Below are 20,182 nucleotides of genomic sequence, written 5' to 3'. Positions count from 1 at the left end.
AACCCCATGTCCATATCCGCCTCGATCCCGTCGAGTACGGAAGCCACACCGCACGACGACGAGGAGCAGCGCCTGCGCGAGCTCGGCTACCAGCCGGTGCTGGCCCGTCGCATGGGCGGCTTCGGGAACTTCGCGATCAGCTTCTCCGTCATCTCCATCCTCTCCGGCTGCATGACGCTGTACGGCTTCGGCATGTCGACCGGCGGCCCGTCCGTCATGCTCTGGGGCTGGGCCGGTGTCGGTCTGTTCGTGCTCTGTGTGGGCATGGCCCTGGCGGAGGTCACCAGCGCGTACCCGACGTCGGGGGCCTTGTACTACATGGCCGACCGGCTCGGTGGCCGTAAGTGGGGCTGGTACACCGGGTGGCTAAATTTGCTGGGCCTCCTGGGGGCGATCGCGGGCATCGACTACGGCGCCGCGCTGTTCACGGGCGCGCTGCTCAACCTGCAGTGGGGGTTCGACCCGACCCCCGGCTCCACCATGCTGATCTTCCTCTGCATCCTGCTGCTGCACGCCGTGCTGAACCTGTTCGGTGTGCGCCTGGTCAGTGTCCTGAACTCGATCAGCGTTTGGTGGCACCTGGGCGGTGTGGCCGTGATCGTGACGGTCCTGGCGATCGTGCCGTCGAACCACCAGTCGCCGTCGTTCGTCTTCACCGAGTTCGTGAACGGCACGGGCTGGGAGAACCCGATCTACGTGGCGGCGATCGGGCTGCTGCTGGCGCAGTACACGTTCTGCGGTTACGACGCCTCCGCCCATCTCTCCGAGGAGACGTCGAACGCCTCGGTGACGGCGGCCAAGGGCATCGTCCGGGCGATCTGGGTCTCCTGGATCGCCGGTTTCGTGCTGCTGGCGGGCCTGACCTTCGCCATCCAGGACTACGCGGGCACCCAGAACAGCGCCACCGGAGTGCCTCCGGCCCAGATCCTGATCGACGCGCTGGGCACGGCCGGCGCCACCGCCATGCTGCTGATCGTCATCGCCGCTCAGCTCTTCTGCGGCAACGCCGAGGTAGCGGCGGCGAGCCGGATGGTCTTCGCCTTCAGCCGTGACAACGCGCTGCCAGGCTCCGCCCTGTGGCGCAAGGTCAGCTCGCGTACCCAGACCCCGGTGCCCGCCGTGTGGCTGTCGGTCGGTGTCGCCGCGCTGCTGGCGGTGCCGTCGCTGTACTCCGCGACGGCGTACGGGGCGGTGACGGCCATCAACGTCATCGGGATCACCCCGGCGTACGCGATTCCGATCTACCTCAAGCTGCGCGCCGGCGACCGCTTCCAGCGCGGTCCCTGGCATCTGGGCCGCTGGTCGAAGCCGATCGGCTGGATCGCCGTGGTGTGGGTCGCCATCGTCACGGTGCTGTTCCTGCTCCCGCAGTCGTCGCCCGTGACGATCGACTCGATGAACTACGCGTCGATCGCCCTGGTCGCCGTGCTGGTTCTGGCGACGGTGTGGTGGTTCGTCGCGCGCCGTTCGTACAGCACCCCGGCCGCGTACGGCAACGCCCGTGAGCAGGCCGAGATCGCCGAGGGCATCGTCTGACCGCCCCTTCCCGGGCGGTCTTCAGCTCAGCAGCAGCTGGAGGCCGCCCAGGACGGTGGCCGCGATCACGATCCGGTCGAAGACCTTCTGGTTGATCCGGCCGACGCAGGCGCGGCCGAGGTACGCCCCGGGGATGACGAACAGCACGAGGGCGGCGTCCAGCAGCAGCGACCGGGCGTCGATGAGGCCGAGCCCGACACTGAAGGGCACCTTCGAGGTGTTGACGATCAGGAAGAACCACGCGGACGTCCCGAGGAAGCCCAGCTTCCGGAAGCCCGCGGACAGCAGGTAGAGCGACATCACGGGGCCACCCGCGTTGGCGACCATGGTGGTGAACCCGCCGAGCACTCCGTACGAACGGGCCTTGAGCCGAGCGCCGCGCGAGGGCTCGTCCGCGCTCTCCTCCTCCGGTGGCGGCGGGGAGCCGGCCCGCCGTTGCCAGAGGGTGACTCCGGCCATGAACAGCAGAATCGCGCCGATCGAGGTGCGTACCGCGTCGTCCCCGGCCCACATCATGAAGAGGGTGCCGGCCAGCACGCCCACCGCCACGGCGGGGAAGAGCCGCAGCAGGGTCGGCCAGTGGGCGTGGCGACGATAGACCAGCACGGCGAGGATGTCGCCCGCGATCAGGATCGGGAGCAGCACTCCGGTGGATTCGCGGGCCGGGAGCACGGCCGCGAAGACCGCGAGGCTGATCGTATTGGCCCCGCTGACCGCCGTCTTCGAGAAGCCGACGAGCGTGGATGCCGCCGCGAGTGCGGCCAGTTGCCAGAGTGTGATGGTGTCCATTGCGGATCAGATGCTAGACACATCTTGCTCTCGGCGGATCATCGTTCCATCCGTAGCCGCTTGGCACGCCGTCCGCTCGCTATGCTGCGATCGCTCGCGGAAACGTTCAAACGAACACGGCACAGCGGCAGGCAAGGGGGCCATCATGCGGGAGCCGGTCGAGTCGAGGCGCAACCGCATCCTCGCGGTGGTGCACGCGCGCGGCGCCGTCAAGGTGAGCTCGCTCGCCGAGGAGCTGGACGTCTCGGCGGTCACCCTGCGGCGGGACGTGGAGGAGCTTGCCAGGGCGGGGATGCTGCGGCGCGGCCACGGGGTGGTCCGTCCGATGGGGGGCGTCGAGCGCCCCGCGGCCGTACCGGCCCCCCGGAGCGGTGAACCGGCCGGGGAGGGAGGCGCGATCGCCCTCGTCGTCCCGGAGCGCCATTCCTATCTGTACGAGACCCTGCACGGTGCCCGGACGGCACTGGAAGCGGCCGGCGCGCACATCACCCTGCGCATCGCGCCCCAGGCGGCGGGTGCCGAACGGCCGCAGGTGGAGCGGGCGCTGGCGGCCGGGGTGCGCGGGCTGCTCATCGCGCCCCGGTGGCGCAGCAGGGAGGGCGAGGAGGCCGATTACGGCTGGCTCGCCGAGGTGGGGGTGCCGACCGTCCTGATGGAGCGGCGGCCCCGGCCGGGCAGCGTGCTGCACGCCCTGGACTCGGTGTGCTCCGACCACTGGTACGGGATCCATCTGGCCGTGGACCACCTGGTCTCGCTCGGCCACCGCCGGCTCGTGCTGGCGGCGAGGAACGACAGCCCGACCGCTCGTTCGATCAGGGCCGCGTTCGCCGAGATCGCGGCGGCGCGGCCCGAGGTGGAGGAGTGGGCCGTGGTGCTCAGCTCCCCGACAGCGGGACCCGGGGAGCCCGGCAGCCGGGAGGAGGCTCCGGATCTCGCGGCACTGATGCGCCGGCGGGGCTTCACCGGCGCGGTCCTGCACGGCGACGAGGACGCCCTGATGCTCGTCCAGAAGCTCGCGGAGAACGGGATCCAGGTGCCGCGGGACTGCTCCGTGGTGGCGTACGACGATGTCGTGGCCGCGCTGGGCAGCACCTCCCTCACCGCGGTGGCCCCGCCGCGGGGCGAGATCGGCCGGGCGGCGGCCGAGCTCCTGATGCACCGGCTGGAACGGCCGGCCGGCGCGAGCGGCCCGGTGCGCCGGGTGGAACTCCTGCCCGGCCTCGAAGTGCGCGGATCGACCCGGGCGGTACCCCGCTCACCCGAATGATCGTTTGAACACTTCAAGCTTCTTTTGATCGATCTATTGACCGCTATCGATCAGCCGATCAGTATTCCCGTGTCTCGAATCAGGAGCCGCGGGAGGCGCACATGCCTGGTCGACAGAGCCGTCGATCCGTGCTCGCCACGATCACCGCACTTCCTCTGGCAGGCGCGCTCAGCGCCTGCGGAGGGGGTGGCGGAGACACACGATCGGGCGGTACGAGCAGTACCGGAAGCACCGTCAGAAGCGGGAAAGGCGGGAAGACCCGCATCACCTTCTGGTCCGCCCTGCGGGGCAGCCAGGAGGTCGTGGACGCGTTCAACCGCGGTCACGACACCATTCAGGTCGACTTCCAGCAGGTCCCCGGAGGGATGCAGGGGGGTTACGCGAAGCTCAGCAACGCGGCCCGGGCCGGCAATGCCCCGGACATCGCCACCATCGAGTACCCCCAGGTCCCGGGCTTCGCCATCGACGGAGTCTGCCGCGACATCACGGACCTGGTGGGCGAAGGGCTCCGCGCCAAGTTGCTGCCGCAGTCGCTGGGCCTGACCACGTTCGAGAAGAGGGTGTTCAGCGTCCCTCTGGACATAGAGCCGATGGTGCTGCACTACCGCACCGACCTCTTCGAGCGGTACGGCCTGACCGTCCCGCGCACCTGGGAGGACTTCGAGGACGCGGCGAGGACCGTACGCCGCGCGAGTGGTGACCGCCGGATGGCGCTCTTCCCCACGGACGGTGACACCCACCTCGCCGCGTACGCCTGGCAGGCCGGTGCCCAGTGGTTCGCCACGTCGGGTGGAGCATGGAACGTCTCGCTCGCCGACGCCCCGACCCGCCGCGTGGCCGCGTACTGGCAGCGGCTCACCGATCAGGACCTGGTCTTCATGAACGCGGTGGAGAGCCGCCACAGCGATGTCCAGATCGGCGAGGGCCTGGTGCTCAGCAGGCTCAGCGGCGCGTGGGACGCCGGGGCTCAGATGAAGGCCCGGCCGGGCCAGAAGGGGCAGTGGGCGCTGGCGCCGCTTCCTCAGTGGGATCCGGCCGACCCCGCTGTCGGCACCCACGGCGGCTCGACCTTCGCGATCACCAAGGACAGCGCGCACCCCGAGGCCGCGATGGAGTTCATCGAATGGCAGGTCTCGCATCCGGACGCCCTGCGCGCCCGCCTCTCCAGCGGCGCCAGCAGCCAGTACCCCGCCGCGCCCGGCCTGGTGGCCGTGGGCCGCAAGGCCTTCGACCGGGCCTACTACGGCGGCCAGGACATCTACACCCTGTTCGAGCAGGAGGCCGACAAGATCCGCCCCGGCTGGGTCTGGGGCCCTCGGATGACGGCGACCGGCAAGATCATGAGGGATGGACTGGCCCGGGCGAGCGGCGGCCAGGGATCCGTTCTCGGAGCCGTGAGGGCGGCGCAGGAGGGCACGATGCCCGACCTCAAGGCGCTCGGTCTGAGCACTACCGAGCGCTCCACCTGACCGGCGGTCCGCCGTCGGTTCTCAGCAGCAGAGAGGCAGGTGACACCCATGACCAGCACCACCCCCGTGTCCGTAGCGGCGGACGCCACCGCTACGCCCACACCGCAGAGCCCGGCCGCCACCGCGCCGGCGCAGAAGGGCCGCAGGTCCGCCCGACGGCGTGAACTCGGCGCCTGCGGCGTCCTGATGACACCGTTCTTCGCCCTTCTGGTGACCGTCTTCCTGATCCCGGTCGCCACCGCCGTCCACCTGAGCTTCTTCAGCGACGACCAGCCCGGGCTCGGCTTCGGCCCCGAGCGGACGGTCTTCGCCGGACTCCGCAACTACACCGCCGTCCTGGCGGACCCGACCTTCCTCGGCGGCCTCGGCGTCGTCGCCCTGTACTGCCTGGTCTACATCCCGCTGATGGTGATCGGCGCCCTCGCACTGGCGCTGCTGCTGGACTCCGGCGTGGTCCGCCTGCGGGGCACCGTACAGCTCGCGCTGTTCCTGCCGCACGCCGTTCCGGGCATCATCGCGGCCCTGATCTGGCTGTATCTGTACACCCCCGGCATCAGCCCGGTGATCGACCTGCTCGGCAGGGCGGACCTCACCATCGACTTCCTCGGGGTGCACATGGTGCTCCCGTCCATCGTGAACATCGCGTTGTGGAGCAACCTCGGCTACAACATGGTCGTGTTCTACGCCGCCCTCCAGGCGGTCCCCCGCGAGGTGATCGAGGCCTCGGTCGTCGACGGCGCGGGCCCGGTCCGCACGGCCCTTCAGGTCAAGGCCCCACTGGTGCGCTCATCGATCGTGATGGTCGCGATGTTCACCCTCATCTTCGCGCTCCAGCTCTTCACCGAGCCGATGCTGCTCAGCCAGTCGACCCCGATGATCAACTCCCGCTTCTCGCCCAGCATGTACATCTACGACGCCGCCTTCACCCGCAACAACTACGGTCTCGCGGCAGCCGCCTCGGTCATCCTGCTGCTGTGCACGATCGCCCTCTCCTACGGCGTCACTCGCTGGACCAACCGGGCCGATGCAGCCGAGGAGGCCGCCCGATGAGTGCGCCGACCGCTTCCCGCACCGCTTCGCCCCTGCGACCCCGGCTCCTCGGACGCGCGGTCGTCAACCTGGTGGTCCTCGTCTCGGTGCTCTACACCCTGCTGCCGGTGCTGTGGCTGGTGCTCGCCTCGACGAAGGACAGGGACGCCCTCTTCAGCAGCGACATCCTCTCGCTGAGCGGCTTCTCCTTCGTGCAGAACCTGAAGGACCTCTTCGCCATGGACGGCGGACTGTTCGGCCGCTGGTACGGCAACAGCCTGCTGTACGCGGTGCTCGGCGCGGCACTCGGCGCCCTGATCAGCATCGCGTGCGGCTACGCCTTCGACAAGTACCGCTTCGCGCACAAGGAGAAGCTGTTCGGTCTGGTGCTGGCCGCGGTGATGGTGCCGCAGACGGTGCTGGCCCTGCCGCTCTATCTGATGGCCTCCGGCACCGGGCTCGTCAACACCTTCTGGGCGGTCTTCATCCCTGTCCTGTTCAATCCGTTCGGGGTCTATCTCGGCCGGATCTTCAGCCAGGGGTACGTGCCCGACGAGGTGCTCGAGGCCGCGCGGATGGACGGCGCGGGCGAACTGGCCGCCTACTTCAGGGTGGCGCTGCGCATGCTGGGGCCGGGTCTTGTCACCATCTTCCTCTTCCAGCTCACCGCCATCTGGAACAACTTCTTCCTGCCGATGGTGATGCTCTCCGACCAGGACCTGTATCCGGTCAGCCTCGGCCTGTACTCCTGGAACAGCTCCGCGTCCGTGTCACCGGAGTACTACCCCGTCGTCATCATGGGCTCGCTGCTCGCCGTGGTGCCCCTGATCCTCGCCTTCGCCCTGCTCCAGCGTTTCTGGCGGTCCGGTCTGACGGCCGGCGCCGTCAAGTGACCGTGCCGCCCCGCCCGGACCACCGCACAGGAGAACCATGCTCAGCACTCCCCCCGCCCACCGACTGCCGCGCGCCGCGCTCGCCATGGGAGCGGACGCCGCCTCGGCGGTGCTCTCCCCCGCCTCCCTGGCGGCGCTGGGAGAGGTCTGCACACTCGCGCCCCTGCCCGCCATCGACGACTTCACGACCCCCGCGGCCCGCGCCGCGCTCGCGGACACGGAGATCCTGATCACCGGCTGGGGCTGCCCGCCGATCCACGCGGGCGTGCTGGCCGCCGCCCCCTCGCTGCGGGCCGTCGTGCACACGGCGGGCTCCGTACGGGGCCATGTCACCGAGGCGTGCTGGGAAAGGGGCATCGAGGTGTCGTCCGCGGCGGCGGCCAACGCCCTGCCGGTCGCGGAGTACACCGTCGCGATGATCCTGCTGTCGGGCAAGCGCGTCCTGGAGCGGGCCCGCGACTTCCGTGCCACGCGCCATCGCGGCGCGTGGCTGGCCACCCCTCCCGACGTGGGCAACTACCGCCGCACGGTGGGCATCCTGTCCGCCTCCCTGATCGGACGGCGGGTGATCGAGCTGCTGCGCCCCTACGACCTGCGGGTGCTGCTCCACGACCCGTACGTCACGGACGCCGAGGCCGCCGCGCTCGGGGTCCGGCCGGTCTCCCTGCCCGCGCTGTTCGCCGAGAGCGACGTGGTCAGTGTGCACACACCGCTGCTGCCGGCGACGACGGGCCTGGTGAGCCGCGAACTCCTCACCTCGATGCGGCCCGACGCGGTCCTCCTCAACACGTCCCGGGGCGCCGTCGTCGACCAGGACGCCCTCGTCGACGTACTGCGGTCCGAGCGCATCCGGGCGGTGCTCGACGTCACCGATCCCGATCCGCTGCCGGTGGACCATCCGCTCTGGGACTGTCACAACGCGACCCTCACCCCGCACCTCGCCGGTTCGCAGGGCAACGAACTGCGGCGGCTGGCCGACCTGGCGATCGGTGAGGTCGCCCGCTGGGCCGAGGGCGGCAGCTTCGCCCACCCCGTACGACGCGAAAGGCTGGCATTCCTCGCATGACCCTCATCCCCTTTCAGCTCCCCCCTGACGATCACCGGTCGAGCCCCTTCACCGGCTACACCCGGGACCACTGGGAGGCGGTTGCCGACGGGCTGCTCGGCGCGGCCTGGAAGTGGTCGACCCCGGGCCGGGCCCTGCTCGACCTGCCGGGCCGCCCTTCCCGTTCGGGCGTACGCTCCGACGGTCTGGAGGGCTACGCCCGGACGTTCCTCACCGCGGCCTTCCGCGTCGCGGGCGCGGGTGGCGAGGACCCGCACAACTGGCTGGAGCGGTACGCCGACGGGCTCGACGCCGGTACGCGCACGGCGGGGCGGGACGACGCCGAGTCCTGGCCGCTCATCCTGGACCACACCGTCTTCGGCCAGCCGATGGTGGAGTCCGCCTCGGTCGCCATCGGACTCAGGCTGACCCGGCCCTGGCTGTGGGACGCCCTCGACGGGCACACCCAGGACCGCGCGGAGGAGTGGCTGCGCGGCTCCTTGCGGCACTCGCCCGCCCCCAACAACTGGTACCTCTTCCCGTTCTCCGTCGCGGGTTTCCTGGAGTCCGTGGGCCGGGGCGACGCCGAGACGGCGCGGGCCCGGCAGCGCGCGCTCGACCTGATGGAGCTCTGGTACCGGGGAGAGGGCTGGTACTCCGACGGGGACGGGCGGGCCTTCGACCACTACAACGGCTGGGCCCTGCACCTGTACCCCGTGCTGGACGCCTTTCTGTCGGGCGACGAACAACTGGCCGCACATCACGGCGGCCGGCTGCGGGAGCACCTGGAGAGCTTCTCGCTGATGTTCGGCGGGGACGGTGCGCCGATGCACTTCGGACGCTCCCTCACCTACCGGTTCGCGGCGGGAGCCGCGGTCGGGATGGGCGCGGTGTCCGGGCACACGCCCTTGGCGCCGGGCGTATCGCGCCGGCTGATCAGCGGCTCGCTGCGGTATTTCCTGGAGCGTGGTGCGGCCGGGGAGGACGGCCTGCTGAGCCTCGGCTACCACGGCCCGCACGACGCGACGCTCCAGGTGTACTCAGGGCCGTCCTCGCCGTACTGGGCGTCCAAGGCCTTCGTGGCGCTGCTCGCCCCGCCGGAGCATCCGCTGTGGACGGCTGACGAGGAACCGGGGCCGAGCGAGGGCCCGGACCAGGTGCTGGCCCTGCCGTCACCCGGGCTGCTCGTCCAGTCGACGCGCGCGGACGGCATCGTACGGCTGCACAACCACGGCAGCGACCATGTCCGCCCCCATGAGGCGGAGACGGCGGACGTGTCGGACCCGCTCTACGCGCGGCTGGCGTATTCGACGGCCACGGGCCCCACGGCGGCGACGAACACCGCGGACAACCACTTCTCGCTACGGGTCTCGGGCTCACGCAGCAGCAGGGTCCGCATCCATCCGCTCGGGGCGGGGCACGGCGACGGCTGGGGCTGGGCCGCGTCCTGGCACGTTCCGGTCTTCCCCGAGGGACCGCCGACCTGGCCGGGGCTGCGGGTGGAGAGCGTCACCGTGGTCCGGGGCCGGTACGAGCTTCGGGTGCACCGAGTCCTGGGCGCCCCGGCCGGAGCGCGGGCGGAGCAGACGGGCTGGGCGACGGAGCCCGGGGGCACGCTGCGGTCCTCGTTGCACGGGCTGCACGGCTGGACGGAGCTGGAGGAGGTGCGGGCTCCGCAGGGCACGGCGTTCACCCGCTGGGCGGTGCTGCCCCGGGTGAGCACCGACGTCGAGGGTACCGAGGTGCTGGTGGCACTGGCCGCACTCACGGGGGAGCCGGGGGCCGGGCGGCTCGCCGATGCCGTGAGCGGGGTGGAGGTGGCCGGGGAGACGGTCGCGGTGCGCTGGGCGGACGACGGCTCGACGACCCGCATCGATTTCACTCCGCTGGAGGTCATCCACGGCTGACGTCCGGCCGCCGGCGCGTTGTGCTCACGCGCCGGCGGCCACGCCGGAATTCGAACGGAGAGTATCGCTCGCCTTAACGGAGAACTGCGGAACCAATAATGCGGCACGACTGCCTTCGAATTGACCGGAAAAGCCGTCGAAATCATCGTCGGAGATCACGAACGGCCGTTACTGTGAGGCCGATTCGCCAAGTGGCGCAGCAGTTCCCGGGGGGTGCACATGGGTCCGGAGACGGCTTTGGCATGCAAGGAGAACGTTCGCCGACGCACGGAAGAATTCCGTCGCGGCCCGATGTGCCGCCGCCTCCGGAATTCTTCCGACGATTCGTGAGGATGACCCGTGCGACGCATCACGTCCGTATTCCTGTCCCTGAGCGCTCTGCTCGCCACCTCCGCGCTGGCCGCGCCCATGGCCGGAGCGGCGCCGGCGGACGCCGGACCGGCCGCCGTCCCCAGTGGCTGGGAAACGGTGGACGGCACCGAACTGGCCCGCGTCGCGGGGCAGGCAGAGACTCCGAAGGCCACCACGCGTGACGGCGTCTCGGCCACCGCCGAGGAGCCCGAGCTCCTCGCCCTGCAGTCCGCCCGCAACGGCCGGTTCACCGCGACCGAGGTGAACTACGCGGCGCCCAACGCCGGTGCGCTGCGGGCCCGTTCCACCGAGGTCGGCGGCTCCTGGGAGGGCTTCGCCTTCGAGTGGGACGAGGCCTCCGCGACGTACGCCCTGAGGTCCCTGGCGAACGACCAGTACGTCGCGGTGGAGAAGAACTACACCGGCAGCGCCCAGAACGTGCTGCGCGCGCGTTCCGCGAGCGTGGGCGGCTGGGAGCGCTTCTACCTGTACTACAACGAGGACCTGGACCGCTACGCGCTCCAGTCCACGCTGAACGGGCTGTTCGTCGCCATGGAGAACGGCTACACCGGCTCGCTCCAGTACGCGCTGCGCGCCCGTTCGACGGCGATCACCGGTTCGTGGGAGGAGTTCTCCCTCTACGACATCAGCGCCTGACCTGAGTGCCGGCCCCGGTACCCGTACGTACGGGTACCGGGGCCGGAGCAGGAGGCGGCGGGGCGCTCGCCGGGCCCGCGAGCAGGTGGGACCGGCCCTCCGCCCCTCACACATCCGTGCGGATCACCACGGCGAGGGTGCGGGGGCCGTGGACGCCCTCGACCCGCTCCAGTTCGATGTCGGAGGTGGCCGACGGCCCGCTGATCAGCGTCGTGGGCCTCTCCGGAACCAGCCGGGCGACCGCCTCCGGGACCCCGGCCACGACCGAGGACAGGTCGACGACACAGACGTGCAGGTCGGGCACGAGGGACAGGGCGCGCCGGCCCTGGTCCGGCGATCCGTCGAGGAAGATCGTGCCGGTCTCGGCGCAGGTGACTGTCGAGGCGGTCACCACACCGTCCAGGGCGTCGAGGCTCGGGGCCGGAATGTCCGCCGAGTCCCGCAGTACCTCGCCGTCGTAGGCGGTGAGCCACTGCTCCTCCAGCCCTGACGGTACGCCGATGCGCCGGGCGCCGTTCTCGCGGAGTACCCCGGCGATCACTTCGGCGGTCCGGTCGGCCGTACAGGGGTGGACGCGGGCCTTGTAGTCGACGAGCCGGTGGGTGAGGAGCGCCAGGCGTTCGCCGTCCGGGAGGGTGCGGCCGACACGGTAGGCCCGGGGGATCTCGGCGCCGAGGGCAGGCGCGAGGGCCAGCGCGTCCCTGATCCGGCCGAGCACAGTGTCGCGTGCGGTGGCGCCGGGCGCTGTCACTGGTCCTCCTCGGGAGCTTCGGCCGCCCGGCGGGCGCCCTCTTCGGCCGCTGCGCGCATCGTCTCGGCGCCCTCGGCCGATGCCAGCCAGGAGCGGAAGGACTGTTTGGGCGGAGCGGCGGTGTCACGGCTGTCGCTCCAGCCGCTGAGCGGGGCGGGGAGACGCGAGATCGTACCGTCGCGTCCCCCGGCGACCCTGCCGAGGGAGGCGGCCTTCTGGACGGCGGTGAAGAGTTTCGGCTGCTTCATCAGCCCGGCCGCCGCCTTCATGGCCAGCTTCTCGGCCGTGGTGCCGGACTGTTCGGTGTGCTGATGGCGCAGTTCCACCAGCATCGAGGGAATGTCGATCTTGACCGGGCAGGCGTCGAAGCACGCCCCGCAGAGACTGGAGGCGTAGGGCAGGGAGCTGTTGGGATCGTCCTTCGCGGCGTGCATCCCGGCGAGCTGGGGAGTGAGCACCGCGCCGATCGGACCGGGGTACGTCGATCCGTAGGCGTGGCCCCCGGCGCGTTCGTACACCGGGCAGACGTTGAGACAGGCCGAACAGCGGATGCAGTTGAGAGCTTCGCGGCCGATCGCGTCGGCGAGGGCGGCGGTGCGCCCGTTGTCGAGCAGGACGAGGTGGAAGTCCTGCGGACCGTCGCCCGGGGTCACGCCGGTCCACATCGAGGTGTACGGGTTCATCCGCTCGCCGGTCGATGAGCGCGGCAGCAGCTGGAGGAAGACCTCCAGATCCTGATGGCGGGGCAGCACCTTCTCGATACCCATGACGGTGATGAGCGTGTCGGGCAGGGTGAGGCACATCCGCCCGTTGCCCTCCGACTCGACCACGGCGAGGGTGCCGGTCTCCGCGATGCCGAAGTTGGCGCCCGACACGGCCACCTTCGTCGTCATGAACTTCTCGCGCAGATAGGCGCGGGCGGCGGCGGCGAGGTGGGCGGGCACGTTGTCGAGGTCCGGGTCGACGCCGGGGATCTCGTCGAGGAAGATCTGCCGGATCTCGTCACGGTTGCGGTGGATGGCGGGCACCAGGATGTGCGAGGGCTTGTCGTCGGCGAGCTGCACGATGAGCTCGGCGAGGTCCGTCTCGTACGGGGTGATGCCGGCCGCTTCGAGGTGCTCGTTGAGGCCGATCTCCTGGGTGGCCATCGACTTGACCTTGATGACGTCACGGCTGCCGGTCTCTCTGATCAGCCGCGTGACGATCTCGTTGGCCTCCACCCCGTCCCGCGCCCAGTGGACGGTGCCGCCGTGCTCGGTGACCTTCCGCTCCAGCTGTTCCAGGAGTTCGGGAAGCCGGTTCATGGTGTCGGTCTTGATCGCCGATCCGGCGTCACGCAGCTGCTCCCAGTCGGGGAGTTCGCCGGTGACGTCGAGGCGCTTGGTGCGGATGGTGCGGGTGGCTCTGCCGAGGTTGCGGCGGAGCTGGTCGTTGCGCAGTTCGTCGTGCGCGGCTTCGGGGAACTTCCGGTCCCCCCGCAGGTTTCCCGTCCCGTACGGGGAGCGGGGCGGCGCCGCCGGCATGCCGAGGAACGTGCTCATCGGGCGGCCTCCGTCAGGGCGTACGGCGCGGTACGGGTGGAGCCCAGGATCTGGGCGAGGTGCAGGGTGCGTGTACCGGACCTGATGCGGGAGAGCCCGCCGCCGATGTGCATCAGGCAGGAGGAGTCCCCCGCGGTGCACACATCGGCCTCGGTGCCGGCGATGTGGCGCATCTTGTCCTGGAGCATGGCGGTGGAGGTCTCGGCGTTCTTGACCGCGAAGGTACCGCCGAAGCCGCAACAGGAGTCCGCCTCGGGAAGCTCGACCAGGTCGATGCCCTCGACGGCCCTCAGAAGCTTGAGCGGCTTGTCGCCGACCCGGAGCATGCGCAGGGAGTGGCAGGTGGGGTGATAGGTGACGCGATGCGGGAACCAGGCCCCGACCTGGGTGACACCGAGGACGTCGACGAGTAGCTCGGAGAGCTCGTACGTCTTGGACTTGACGGTGGCGACACCCGCGCGCAGCGCCGCGTCCCCGTACCGCTCGGCGACGATCTCGTGCTGATGCCGTACGGAGCCGGCGCACGAGCCGGACGGCATGACGACCGCCTCGATCGAGGAGTCCCCGAACTGCTCGGCGAAGTTACGCACGAGCGGGACGGGTTCGCGCTGGTAGCCGGTGTTGACGTGCATCTGTCCGCAGCAGGTCTGTCCGGGCGGGAACACCACGTCGTGGCCCAGGCGGGCGAGCAGCACCGCTGTGGATCTCACCGCCTCCGGGAAGAGCGTGTCTCCCAGACAGGTGGCGAAGAGTCCGATGCGCATGGGGCCTCCCCGGCTCGATTTATGGTCCGACCATACTAGCCTCGGTCCGCATAGGGAAGCATGCCGCCGCTCCCGGTTTCCGGCATGGGGCCCACGGCCTCCCGGACCTTCGGCGTCCTGCGGGACGGAGCGGTCAGTACGGCGAGGCAGCCGACGATCAGGACGCATCCGACGAACATCGGCACCAGCGCCATGTGGACGCCGACTGCCGCGTCGGACCAGGAGTGGGGTGCCCCCCCGCCCGCCACGGACTTGGCAACCCGAGTCACAGAGGCCCGACGACCTTCTTGTGCGTGTGACTGTAGATCACCGACGTCCGTACGTCGGCGAGTTCCGGGCGCTTCGTCAGTTTGTCCAGGACCACCGCGTGCAGGTGGTCGGTGTCCCGGACGGCGACGTGCACCAGGAAGTCGTCCGTCCCCGTGAGGACGAAGACCGAGATCACCTCGGGCATCCGCCCAAGGAACGCCTGGAACGCCTCGATCACCGCACGGGTGGGCGGGCGGACCCGCACGGCGATCATGGCCTGGAGTCCGCGGCCGATGGCCGTGAGGTCGGCCTCCGCGTGGAAACCCGTCAGGATGCCCCGCTGCCGCAGCGACCTGATCCGCTCCAGGCACGTGGAGGGGGCGATGCCGAGCACCTGGGCCATGTCCCGGTTCGTTCGCCGACCGTCTTCCTGGAGCATCCGCACCAATGCCGAATCTAGTTCGTCCACGCTCGTCCCGCTCTGCTCGAATCCGAAGGTAATTCGGATTCTAAGCGAGGAGCTCGACAAGTTGTTAGCCTCCTCGCGATTTAGCTGATCTTTGTTCGGCCATGAGACGACGACGGCGTGCCCGACACGGCATGGAGAGGGCGACTTCGGATGAGAGAACGAGGACCCGGCGCGTGGGCGGTGTGCGCTGTCGTGGCCGCGGCGCTGTTCTGGAGCAGTTCGTACGCGGTGACCAAGCGGGTGCTTGAGGACGTCGGCCCGCTCAGCATCGGCGCCATCAGGTTCACCCTCGCGGCGCTGAGCCTGGGCGTGATGGTGCGGATTCGGCGGCACCGGCCGGCCCGGCCGGACACACGGCAGCGACGGCAGCTCTGTCTGAGCGGATTTCTCGGCATCACCGTCTACTTCATCCTGGAGAACGTCGGCGTCGATCTGTCCACCGCGTCCGACGCCTCGCTGATCGTGGCCACCTACCCGCTGATGACGATGCTGCTGGAACTGGCTGTCTTCCGCACGCGGCTGCCGACGACGCGAGTGGCGGGGGTACTGCTGGCCACCCTCGGCGCCTTCCTCGTCGTACGCAACGGAGCGCAGGTGGGCGGGAGTTCACGCTGGCTGGGTGACATCCTGCTGCTGCTCGGCGGGGTGGCGTGGGCCGGCTACAACGTACTCGGCAAGCGCGCGAGCGCGGGACAGGACGCAATGGGCGTCACTTACTACCAGACCCTGGCGGGCGCGGCCGGTTTCCTGCTGGCGTCGTTGCTGGAGGCCGGCGACCTGCGATTGCCGGACGCGACGGCGTCGGCGCTGCTCGTCCATCTGGCCGTCGCGTGCTCGGTCGGCGGCTTCCTGCTCTACAACTACGGCCTGCGCAGGATGGAGTCGAGCGTCGCCGTGAACATCCTCAACCTCGTCCCGGTCTTCGGCGTCATAGGCGCCGTCGTGATCAACGGGGAGTCGGTCCGGGTGGCCCAGGCCGCGGGCGGAGTCATCATCATCGCCGGTGTGGCGCTGGGAATGATCGAGCGGGGACGCGAGGCCGCGGCGCCACGGGGATTGCCGCCGCGGAACGCGGTGGAGGCCGACAGCCCGGGCGCGGTCGGCACACCGTGACGGGAGGTACGCGCCACGGAACGTGCGTGCCACGGCAGGTACGTGCCCCTCACGAGGCGTCGTTGTCGTCGACCAGCGTGCCGTGGAGGCCCCGGATGTGCTCCTCGACCAGGTCGGCGGCCTCGCCGCCCCGTCCGTCGCGCACCAGCAGCAGCAGTCGCTCGTGCTGGGCGTTGAGCGCAGTCGCCGTCGCGGGCCAGTCTCCGGCCTCCTCCAGCGCCCGCAGGATCAAGGGGCGGACGGACTCACGTACCGCGGAAGTGAGCGTGGAGGTCAGCGCGTTGCCCGAGCTGCCGGCGATCAGTACGTGGAAGCGGGTGTCCAGGTCGTTGAACTCCGCCACGCCCACGTCCGGCTCCCCCATCCGCCGGACGAGCTGCCCCGCCGCGTCGAGGTCCTCCGGTGAGGCGTGCCGGGCGGCGGCCTCCCAGCTCGACCGCTCCAGGACGACACGCGCCTCCAGTACGTCGTGGAGGCTGTAGCTGCCGAGCGCGAAGTGCAGGCGCAGCAGTCGGCCGAGCGCGTCGTCCGGGTTGCGCACGATCCGCGCGCCGGAGTCCGGGCCACGGCCGGGCTGCGCGACGAGGACACCGATGGTCTCCAGCACCCGGAGCGCCTCGCGCAGCGCGGACCGGCTGACGCCGAGCACCGGCGCGAGCTCCCGCTCCGGCGGGAGACGGTCGCCCGCTCTGAGCTCCCCGGCGAAGACCTGCTCCTCGATGCTCTGGAGCACCAGCTCATGGGTGCGGGACTGCCGTACGGGCTGCCACTCGACGGGCATCCGCTACTCCCTGGTCCGGGCGATACGCATGGACCGACTATGTCACACAGGGGCTGTGGTCGGACCAAATCCGGGGTGACTCAGCGGGGGCGCGGCACCCCGGCCCGGCGGCCTGACCGCCGGCGCGGTTCGAGGAGCTGCCCTGCCATCCCCGCCACCACCAGACCGGCCGCGATGAGCAGCCCGTGCCCGATCACGATGCCGGCCACCAGGCCCACGATGCCGACCACCAGCCACAGCCAGACCTGGCGGGGACGCGACTCGCGCGGAGCGTCCCCGCGCGGAGCGCCGCCGGACACGCCGCCGTCGTGATCGCTGCCCTCTTGTGCGCCGCCCTCGTGCGGGGGCCGGTACTCGATGCCGCTCAGCCGCTGGTCGTGGTGGGCCATGGTGACTTCCCTCCCGGATCGGAACCCGTTGGGCCGGATTCCATCGTCGGCGCCGAGGGGGGCGGGTGGCCATCGGGGATGACACCCATCTTCGCGGGGGCCGGCCATGCAGACGCGGCCGTGCGGGCAGGGCGAGGCCTCGCGGCGTGCCGGACCGGCGATAGTGGAGGCAATCGTCCCGACCTCGTCCCCGTCCGAAGGAGGCCGTGCGGTCTTGTCCCTGTTCTGGCGTATCTTCCTGCTCAACGCCGCGGTCCTGGTGGCGGCCGGCGCCCTGCTGCTGCTCGGCCCCATCACCGTGTCCGCGCCGGTCGTGCTGACCGAGGCCCTGATCCTGGCCGGCGGGATGACGCTGATGCTGGGCGCGAACGCGCTGCTCCTGCGGCTGGGCCTCGCCCCTCTGCAGCGGGTCAGCCGGGCGATGAAGACCATCGATCTGCTGAGTCCCCGGCCGCGGCCCGAAGTTGCGGGGCAGGGGGAGGTGGCGGCCCTGATCGAGACGTTCAACAGCATGCTGGACCGTCTGGAGGCGGAACGTGCCACCAGCAGCGCGCGGGCCCTGTGGGCCCAGGAGGCCGAGCGCCGGCGGGTCGCGCAGGAACTGCACGACGAGGTGGGCCAGACCCTGACCGCGGTCCTGCTCGAACTGAAGCGGGTCACCAACCACGCCCCGGACCCGCTGCGCCAGGAGCTCGCCCAGGTCCAGGAGATCACCCGGGGCAGCCTCGACGAGATCCGCCGCATCGCGAGGCGGCTGCGCCCGGGCGTGCTGGAGGAGCTGGGGCTCGTCAGCGCCCTGACCGCCCTGACGACCGAGACGCCGACACCGAGAGGGCTGACGGTCAGGAGGCGGATGGAGAAGGATCTGCCGCCCCTCGGCGAGGAGGCGGAGCTCGTCGTCTACCGCATCGCCCAGGAGGCGTTCACGAACACCGTCCGGCACGCCGGGGCGAGTCTGCTCGAACTCTCCCTGCGCCGCAGCCGTGACGGAGTGCAGCTGCGTGTCCATGACGACGGCCGAGGCATCGGGGACGCCCAAGAGGGCGCCGGCCTGCGCGGCATGCGCGAGCGCGCCCTGCTCATCGGCGCCACGCTCACCGTCGGCACCGGCGCGACGGGCGGAACGGACGTTCGCCTCGATGTACCCGTACGGAACGGAAGGTCCTGACCATGCCCCACTCCCCCGCCGGCTCCGCGAGGACCCGCATCCTGCTGGCCGACGATCACGCACTGGTCCGCAGGGGCGTGCGGCTGATCCTGGACGGCGAACCCGATCTCCAGGTCGTCGCCGAGGCGGGCGACGGCGCCGAGGCGATCGAGCTGGCCCGCGCGGAGCGCCCGGACCTCGCCGTCCTCGACATCGCCATGCCACGCCTGACGGGGCTACAGGCGGCCCGGGAACTGTCCCGGGTCATGCCGGAACTGCGCATCCTGATGCTCACCATGTACGACAACGAGCAATACTTCTTCGAGGCGTTGAAAGCCGGCGCCTCGGGCTTCGTGCTGAAGTCGGTCGCCGACCGGGATCTCGTCGAGGCGTGCCGGGCGGCCATGCGTGACGAGCCGTTCCTGTACCCGGGCGCGGTCACCGCCCTCATCCGGAACTACCTGGACCGGGTCAGGGAGGGCGGCGACGTACCGGACCGGGCGATCACCGAGCGCGAGGAGGAGATTCTCAAGCTGGTCGCCGAGGGCCATTCGTCGAAGGAGATCGCCGGCCTGCTCGTGATCAGCGTCAAGACGGTGGAGCGGCACCGGGCGAATCTGCTGCAGAAGCTGGGGCTCCGCGACCGTCTGGAGCTCACCCGGTACGCGATCAGGGCCGGGCTGATCGAACCGTAGGGCCGCTCGGCCGCCGCACGGCCCCGTCGTCCTGCCCGACGAGGTGTCCCCGGTGAGCGACGAACTGGTCCGGCTCCGCCCGGACTTGTCCACCGGCCGGTGAGGTGCGCACGTACACCTGGGACGTGACTACGACCACGCTGTGCGTTTCATACGTTTCTCACCCAGTGCGCCTACGGTGCTCTCGTGACCCAGATGACCCCGCCCGGCTGGCATCCAGACCCCGGGCACTCAGGAATCGGCCCCGTCCAGGAACGCTGGTGGGACGGGAGCCGCTGGACCGACCAGCTGCGGCCGTCGCCCGCGACGGTCAGACGCCGCCGCATACGCATCGGGGCGGGCATAGCCGCCGGTGTCGTCCTGCTCGCCGCCGTCGGTGGCGGCGCGTACGTGCTGGGCGACAGCTCCGACGACCGGGGCGGCAGCTCGGCGGACGCCCCCGCAGGCCCTTCCGGGCCCTCCGCGAGCCCTCGCGTTCCGGGCGCACCGGGCGGCGGGGAGGACGGCGGCCAGGGTGGGGAGGACGGCCAGGGGCAGGGCCCCGGCCAGGAGATACCGTCCGAGGACGGCTTCGCCACCGACGCGGCCAGCGGGATCAGCATCCCCGTCCCCGACGGGTGGACCGGCCAGTCCGGCCCCATCGGCGCCGGCCTGACGACCGGTGAGTACGCCTGCCCGGGCGACGAGAGCCAGACCTGTGTGCGCGGCGGGGTGTTCTCCGCCCCGGCGCAGGCCCTGAAGGTCGAGGCGACCACGGCGAAGGCCGCGGCCGAGGCCGACATCGAGGCCAACGCCGAGGAGTCGTACGGGGAGAAGGTCTACGGCGGGATCACCTCGCACAAGGAGCTCAAGTCCGAGGCGGTCACCGTGGCGGGCCAGAAGGGCTACCGGGTGCGCTGGAAGGTGGTGACGAAGAACGGCGACGACGGCTACGTCGAGTCGCTCGCCTTCCCCTCCCCCCGCTCCGCGGACATGCTGGTCGTCGTCCGCTCCGGTTTCGACGTCCACGACAAGGCGCCGAAGCTGTCGGTGCTGGACGACATCACCGAGGGCATCAAGAAGGCCGCGTCGACCGGCTCGGGCCGGACCACCTGAGCCGGCCCCACACGGCCGCTGTCCAGGGCCGGGGCGTGGAACCTGTTCCACCCCGGCCCTGGCCCGCGCCCGGGTCACGGGCGCGCACCGGCTCGCACAGACCCTCACGCGCTCGCCGAATCCTCAGTCCTCTGCGGTATCGACGCCCAGCGCACGCGCTGCGCTGGGGGGTCCTGGGGCAGACCCGACCCCACCGGCTACGCCGCTCTCGCCGTCCTCACCGGCGTGAACAGCCTTTTTGGACG

General features: G+C 70.7%; 21 protein-coding genes. 12 read left to right on the top strand and 9 right to left on the bottom strand.

Going from position 1 to position 20,182, the window contains the following annotated elements; all coding sequences use genetic code 11:
- Window positions 1-6: 6 nt before the first annotated feature.
- On the top strand, window positions 7-1,536 hold the full coding sequence (locus tag ABZY45_RS26110; RefSeq protein ID WP_356743535.1) for an amino acid permease: 1,530 nt from the start codon (window positions 7-9) through the stop codon (window positions 1,534-1,536).
- Between the two features lie 21 nt (window positions 1,537-1,557).
- On the opposite strand, the gene ABZY45_RS26105 is transcribed toward ABZY45_RS26110, so the two are convergent.
- Window positions 1,558-2,325, bottom strand: coding sequence for a sulfite exporter TauE/SafE family protein (locus tag ABZY45_RS26105; RefSeq protein ID WP_356743533.1), 768 nt, complete (start codon window positions 2,323-2,325; stop codon window positions 1,558-1,560).
- A 145-nt stretch (window positions 2,326-2,470) separates the two neighbouring features.
- On the opposite strand from ABZY45_RS26105, the gene ABZY45_RS26100 reads away from it, so the two are divergent.
- The 6 genes from ABZY45_RS26100 to ABZY45_RS26075 all read left to right on the top strand — a co-directional run bounded on the left by ABZY45_RS26100 (window position 2,471) and on the right by ABZY45_RS26075 (window position 9,935).
- Entirely contained in the window at window positions 2,471-3,592 is a 1,122-nt protein-coding gene (locus tag ABZY45_RS26100) for a substrate-binding domain-containing protein (protein ID WP_356743531.1), read from the top strand.
- A 101-nt stretch (window positions 3,593-3,693) separates the two neighbouring features.
- Window positions 3,694-5,061, top strand: a complete 1,368-nt coding sequence (locus ABZY45_RS26095; RefSeq protein WP_356743529.1) for an extracellular solute-binding protein — start codon at window positions 3,694-3,696, stop codon at window positions 5,059-5,061.
- A gap of 48 nt (window positions 5,062-5,109) precedes the next feature.
- Window positions 5,110-6,111 (top strand): sugar ABC transporter permease, encoded by a 1,002-nt coding sequence (locus ABZY45_RS26090; RefSeq protein ID WP_356743527.1) that lies wholly within the window; start codon window positions 5,110-5,112, stop codon window positions 6,109-6,111.
- On the top strand, window positions 6,108-6,983 hold the full coding sequence (locus ABZY45_RS26085; RefSeq protein WP_356743525.1) for a carbohydrate ABC transporter permease: 876 nt from the start codon (window positions 6,108-6,110) through the stop codon (window positions 6,981-6,983). The genes ABZY45_RS26090 and ABZY45_RS26085 overlap by 4 nt, the downstream gene beginning before the upstream one ends.
- 37 nt (window positions 6,984-7,020) lie before the next feature.
- Window positions 7,021-8,049 carry a hydroxyacid dehydrogenase gene (locus ABZY45_RS26080; protein ID WP_356743523.1) on the top strand — a complete coding sequence of 343 codons (1,029 nt, stop codon included), beginning with the start codon at window positions 7,021-7,023 and terminating at the stop codon, window positions 8,047-8,049.
- Window positions 8,046-9,935: a DUF2264 domain-containing protein gene (locus ABZY45_RS26075; protein WP_356743521.1), complete on the top strand. Its 1,890-nt coding sequence runs from the start codon at window positions 8,046-8,048 to the stop codon at window positions 9,933-9,935. The genes ABZY45_RS26080 and ABZY45_RS26075 overlap by 4 nt, the downstream gene beginning before the upstream one ends.
- 24 nt (window positions 9,936-9,959) lie before the next feature.
- Here the strand turns inward: ABZY45_RS26075 and ABZY45_RS26070 are convergent, their stop codons facing one another.
- Window positions 9,960-10,094, bottom strand: a complete 135-nt coding sequence (locus ABZY45_RS26070; RefSeq protein WP_356743519.1) for a hypothetical protein — start codon at window positions 10,092-10,094, stop codon at window positions 9,960-9,962.
- Window positions 10,095-10,283: 189 nt separating this feature from the next.
- Between ABZY45_RS26070 and ABZY45_RS26065 the strand changes: the two genes are divergently transcribed.
- A complete protein-coding gene (locus ABZY45_RS26065) occupies window positions 10,284-10,943 on the top strand; it encodes a hypothetical protein (protein ID WP_356743806.1) in 660 nt (219 codons plus the stop codon).
- Between the two features lie 106 nt (window positions 10,944-11,049).
- Here the strand turns inward: ABZY45_RS26065 and ABZY45_RS26060 are convergent, their stop codons facing one another.
- From ABZY45_RS26060 to ABZY45_RS26040, 5 genes are read right to left on the bottom strand one after another with little or no spacing between them, the layout of a single operon-like run.
- A complete protein-coding gene (locus ABZY45_RS26060) occupies window positions 11,050-11,694 on the bottom strand; it encodes an LUD domain-containing protein (RefSeq protein ID WP_356743517.1) in 645 nt (214 codons plus the stop codon).
- Window positions 11,691-13,235: a lactate utilization protein B gene (locus tag ABZY45_RS26055; protein ID WP_356743515.1), complete on the bottom strand. Its 1,545-nt coding sequence runs from the start codon at window positions 13,233-13,235 to the stop codon at window positions 11,691-11,693. Before ABZY45_RS26055 ends, ABZY45_RS26060 begins: the two co-directional genes overlap by 4 nt.
- Entirely contained in the window at window positions 13,232-13,999 is a 768-nt protein-coding gene (locus tag ABZY45_RS26050) for a (Fe-S)-binding protein (RefSeq protein WP_356743514.1), read from the bottom strand. Before ABZY45_RS26050 ends, ABZY45_RS26055 begins: the two co-directional genes overlap by 4 nt.
- Before the next feature lie 35 nt (window positions 14,000-14,034).
- A complete protein-coding gene (locus ABZY45_RS26045; protein WP_356743512.1) occupies window positions 14,035-14,268 on the bottom strand; it encodes a hypothetical protein in 234 nt (77 codons plus the stop codon).
- Window positions 14,265-14,717 carry an Lrp/AsnC family transcriptional regulator gene (locus ABZY45_RS26040; RefSeq protein ID WP_356743510.1) on the bottom strand — a complete coding sequence of 151 codons (453 nt, stop codon included), beginning with the start codon at window positions 14,715-14,717 and terminating at the stop codon, window positions 14,265-14,267. The genes ABZY45_RS26045 and ABZY45_RS26040 overlap by 4 nt, the downstream gene beginning before the upstream one ends.
- Before the next feature lie 150 nt (window positions 14,718-14,867).
- Here ABZY45_RS26040 and ABZY45_RS26035 point away from each other — a divergent pair, with 150 nt between their 5' ends.
- Window positions 14,868-15,830: a DMT family transporter gene (locus ABZY45_RS26035; protein WP_356743508.1), complete on the top strand. Its 963-nt coding sequence runs from the start codon at window positions 14,868-14,870 to the stop codon at window positions 15,828-15,830.
- Between the two features lie 49 nt (window positions 15,831-15,879).
- On the opposite strand, the gene ABZY45_RS26030 is transcribed toward ABZY45_RS26035, so the two are convergent.
- Window positions 15,880-16,611 (bottom strand): FCD domain-containing protein, encoded by a 732-nt coding sequence (locus ABZY45_RS26030; protein WP_356743507.1) that lies wholly within the window; start codon window positions 16,609-16,611, stop codon window positions 15,880-15,882.
- A gap of 80 nt (window positions 16,612-16,691) precedes the next feature.
- Window positions 16,692-17,000, bottom strand: a complete 309-nt coding sequence (locus ABZY45_RS26025; RefSeq protein WP_356743506.1) for a hypothetical protein — start codon at window positions 16,998-17,000, stop codon at window positions 16,692-16,694.
- 214 nt (window positions 17,001-17,214) lie between these two features.
- Between ABZY45_RS26025 and ABZY45_RS26020 the strand changes: the two genes are divergently transcribed.
- The 3 genes from ABZY45_RS26020 to ABZY45_RS26010 all read left to right on the top strand — a co-directional run bounded on the left by ABZY45_RS26020 (window position 17,215) and on the right by ABZY45_RS26010 (window position 19,937).
- Complete coding sequence (locus tag ABZY45_RS26020) at window positions 17,215-18,168, top strand: HAMP domain-containing sensor histidine kinase (RefSeq protein WP_356743505.1); 954 nt, start codon at window positions 17,215-17,217, stop codon at window positions 18,166-18,168.
- Between the two features lie 2 nt (window positions 18,169-18,170).
- Entirely contained in the window at window positions 18,171-18,842 is a 672-nt protein-coding gene (locus ABZY45_RS26015) for a response regulator transcription factor (protein WP_356743504.1), read from the top strand.
- A gap of 195 nt (window positions 18,843-19,037) precedes the next feature.
- Window positions 19,038-19,937: a DUF2510 domain-containing protein gene (locus ABZY45_RS26010; protein ID WP_356743804.1), complete on the top strand. Its 900-nt coding sequence runs from the start codon at window positions 19,038-19,040 to the stop codon at window positions 19,935-19,937.
- Window positions 19,938-20,182: the final 245 nt, after the last annotated feature.

Source organism: Streptomyces sp. NPDC006516 (assembly GCF_040611875.1).
Classification (GTDB): Bacteria; Actinomycetota; Actinomycetes; order Streptomycetales; family Streptomycetaceae; genus Streptomyces.
The sequence above is the reverse complement of the archived record's forward strand: the minus strand, read 5'-3'. Positions and strand labels throughout refer to the sequence as shown.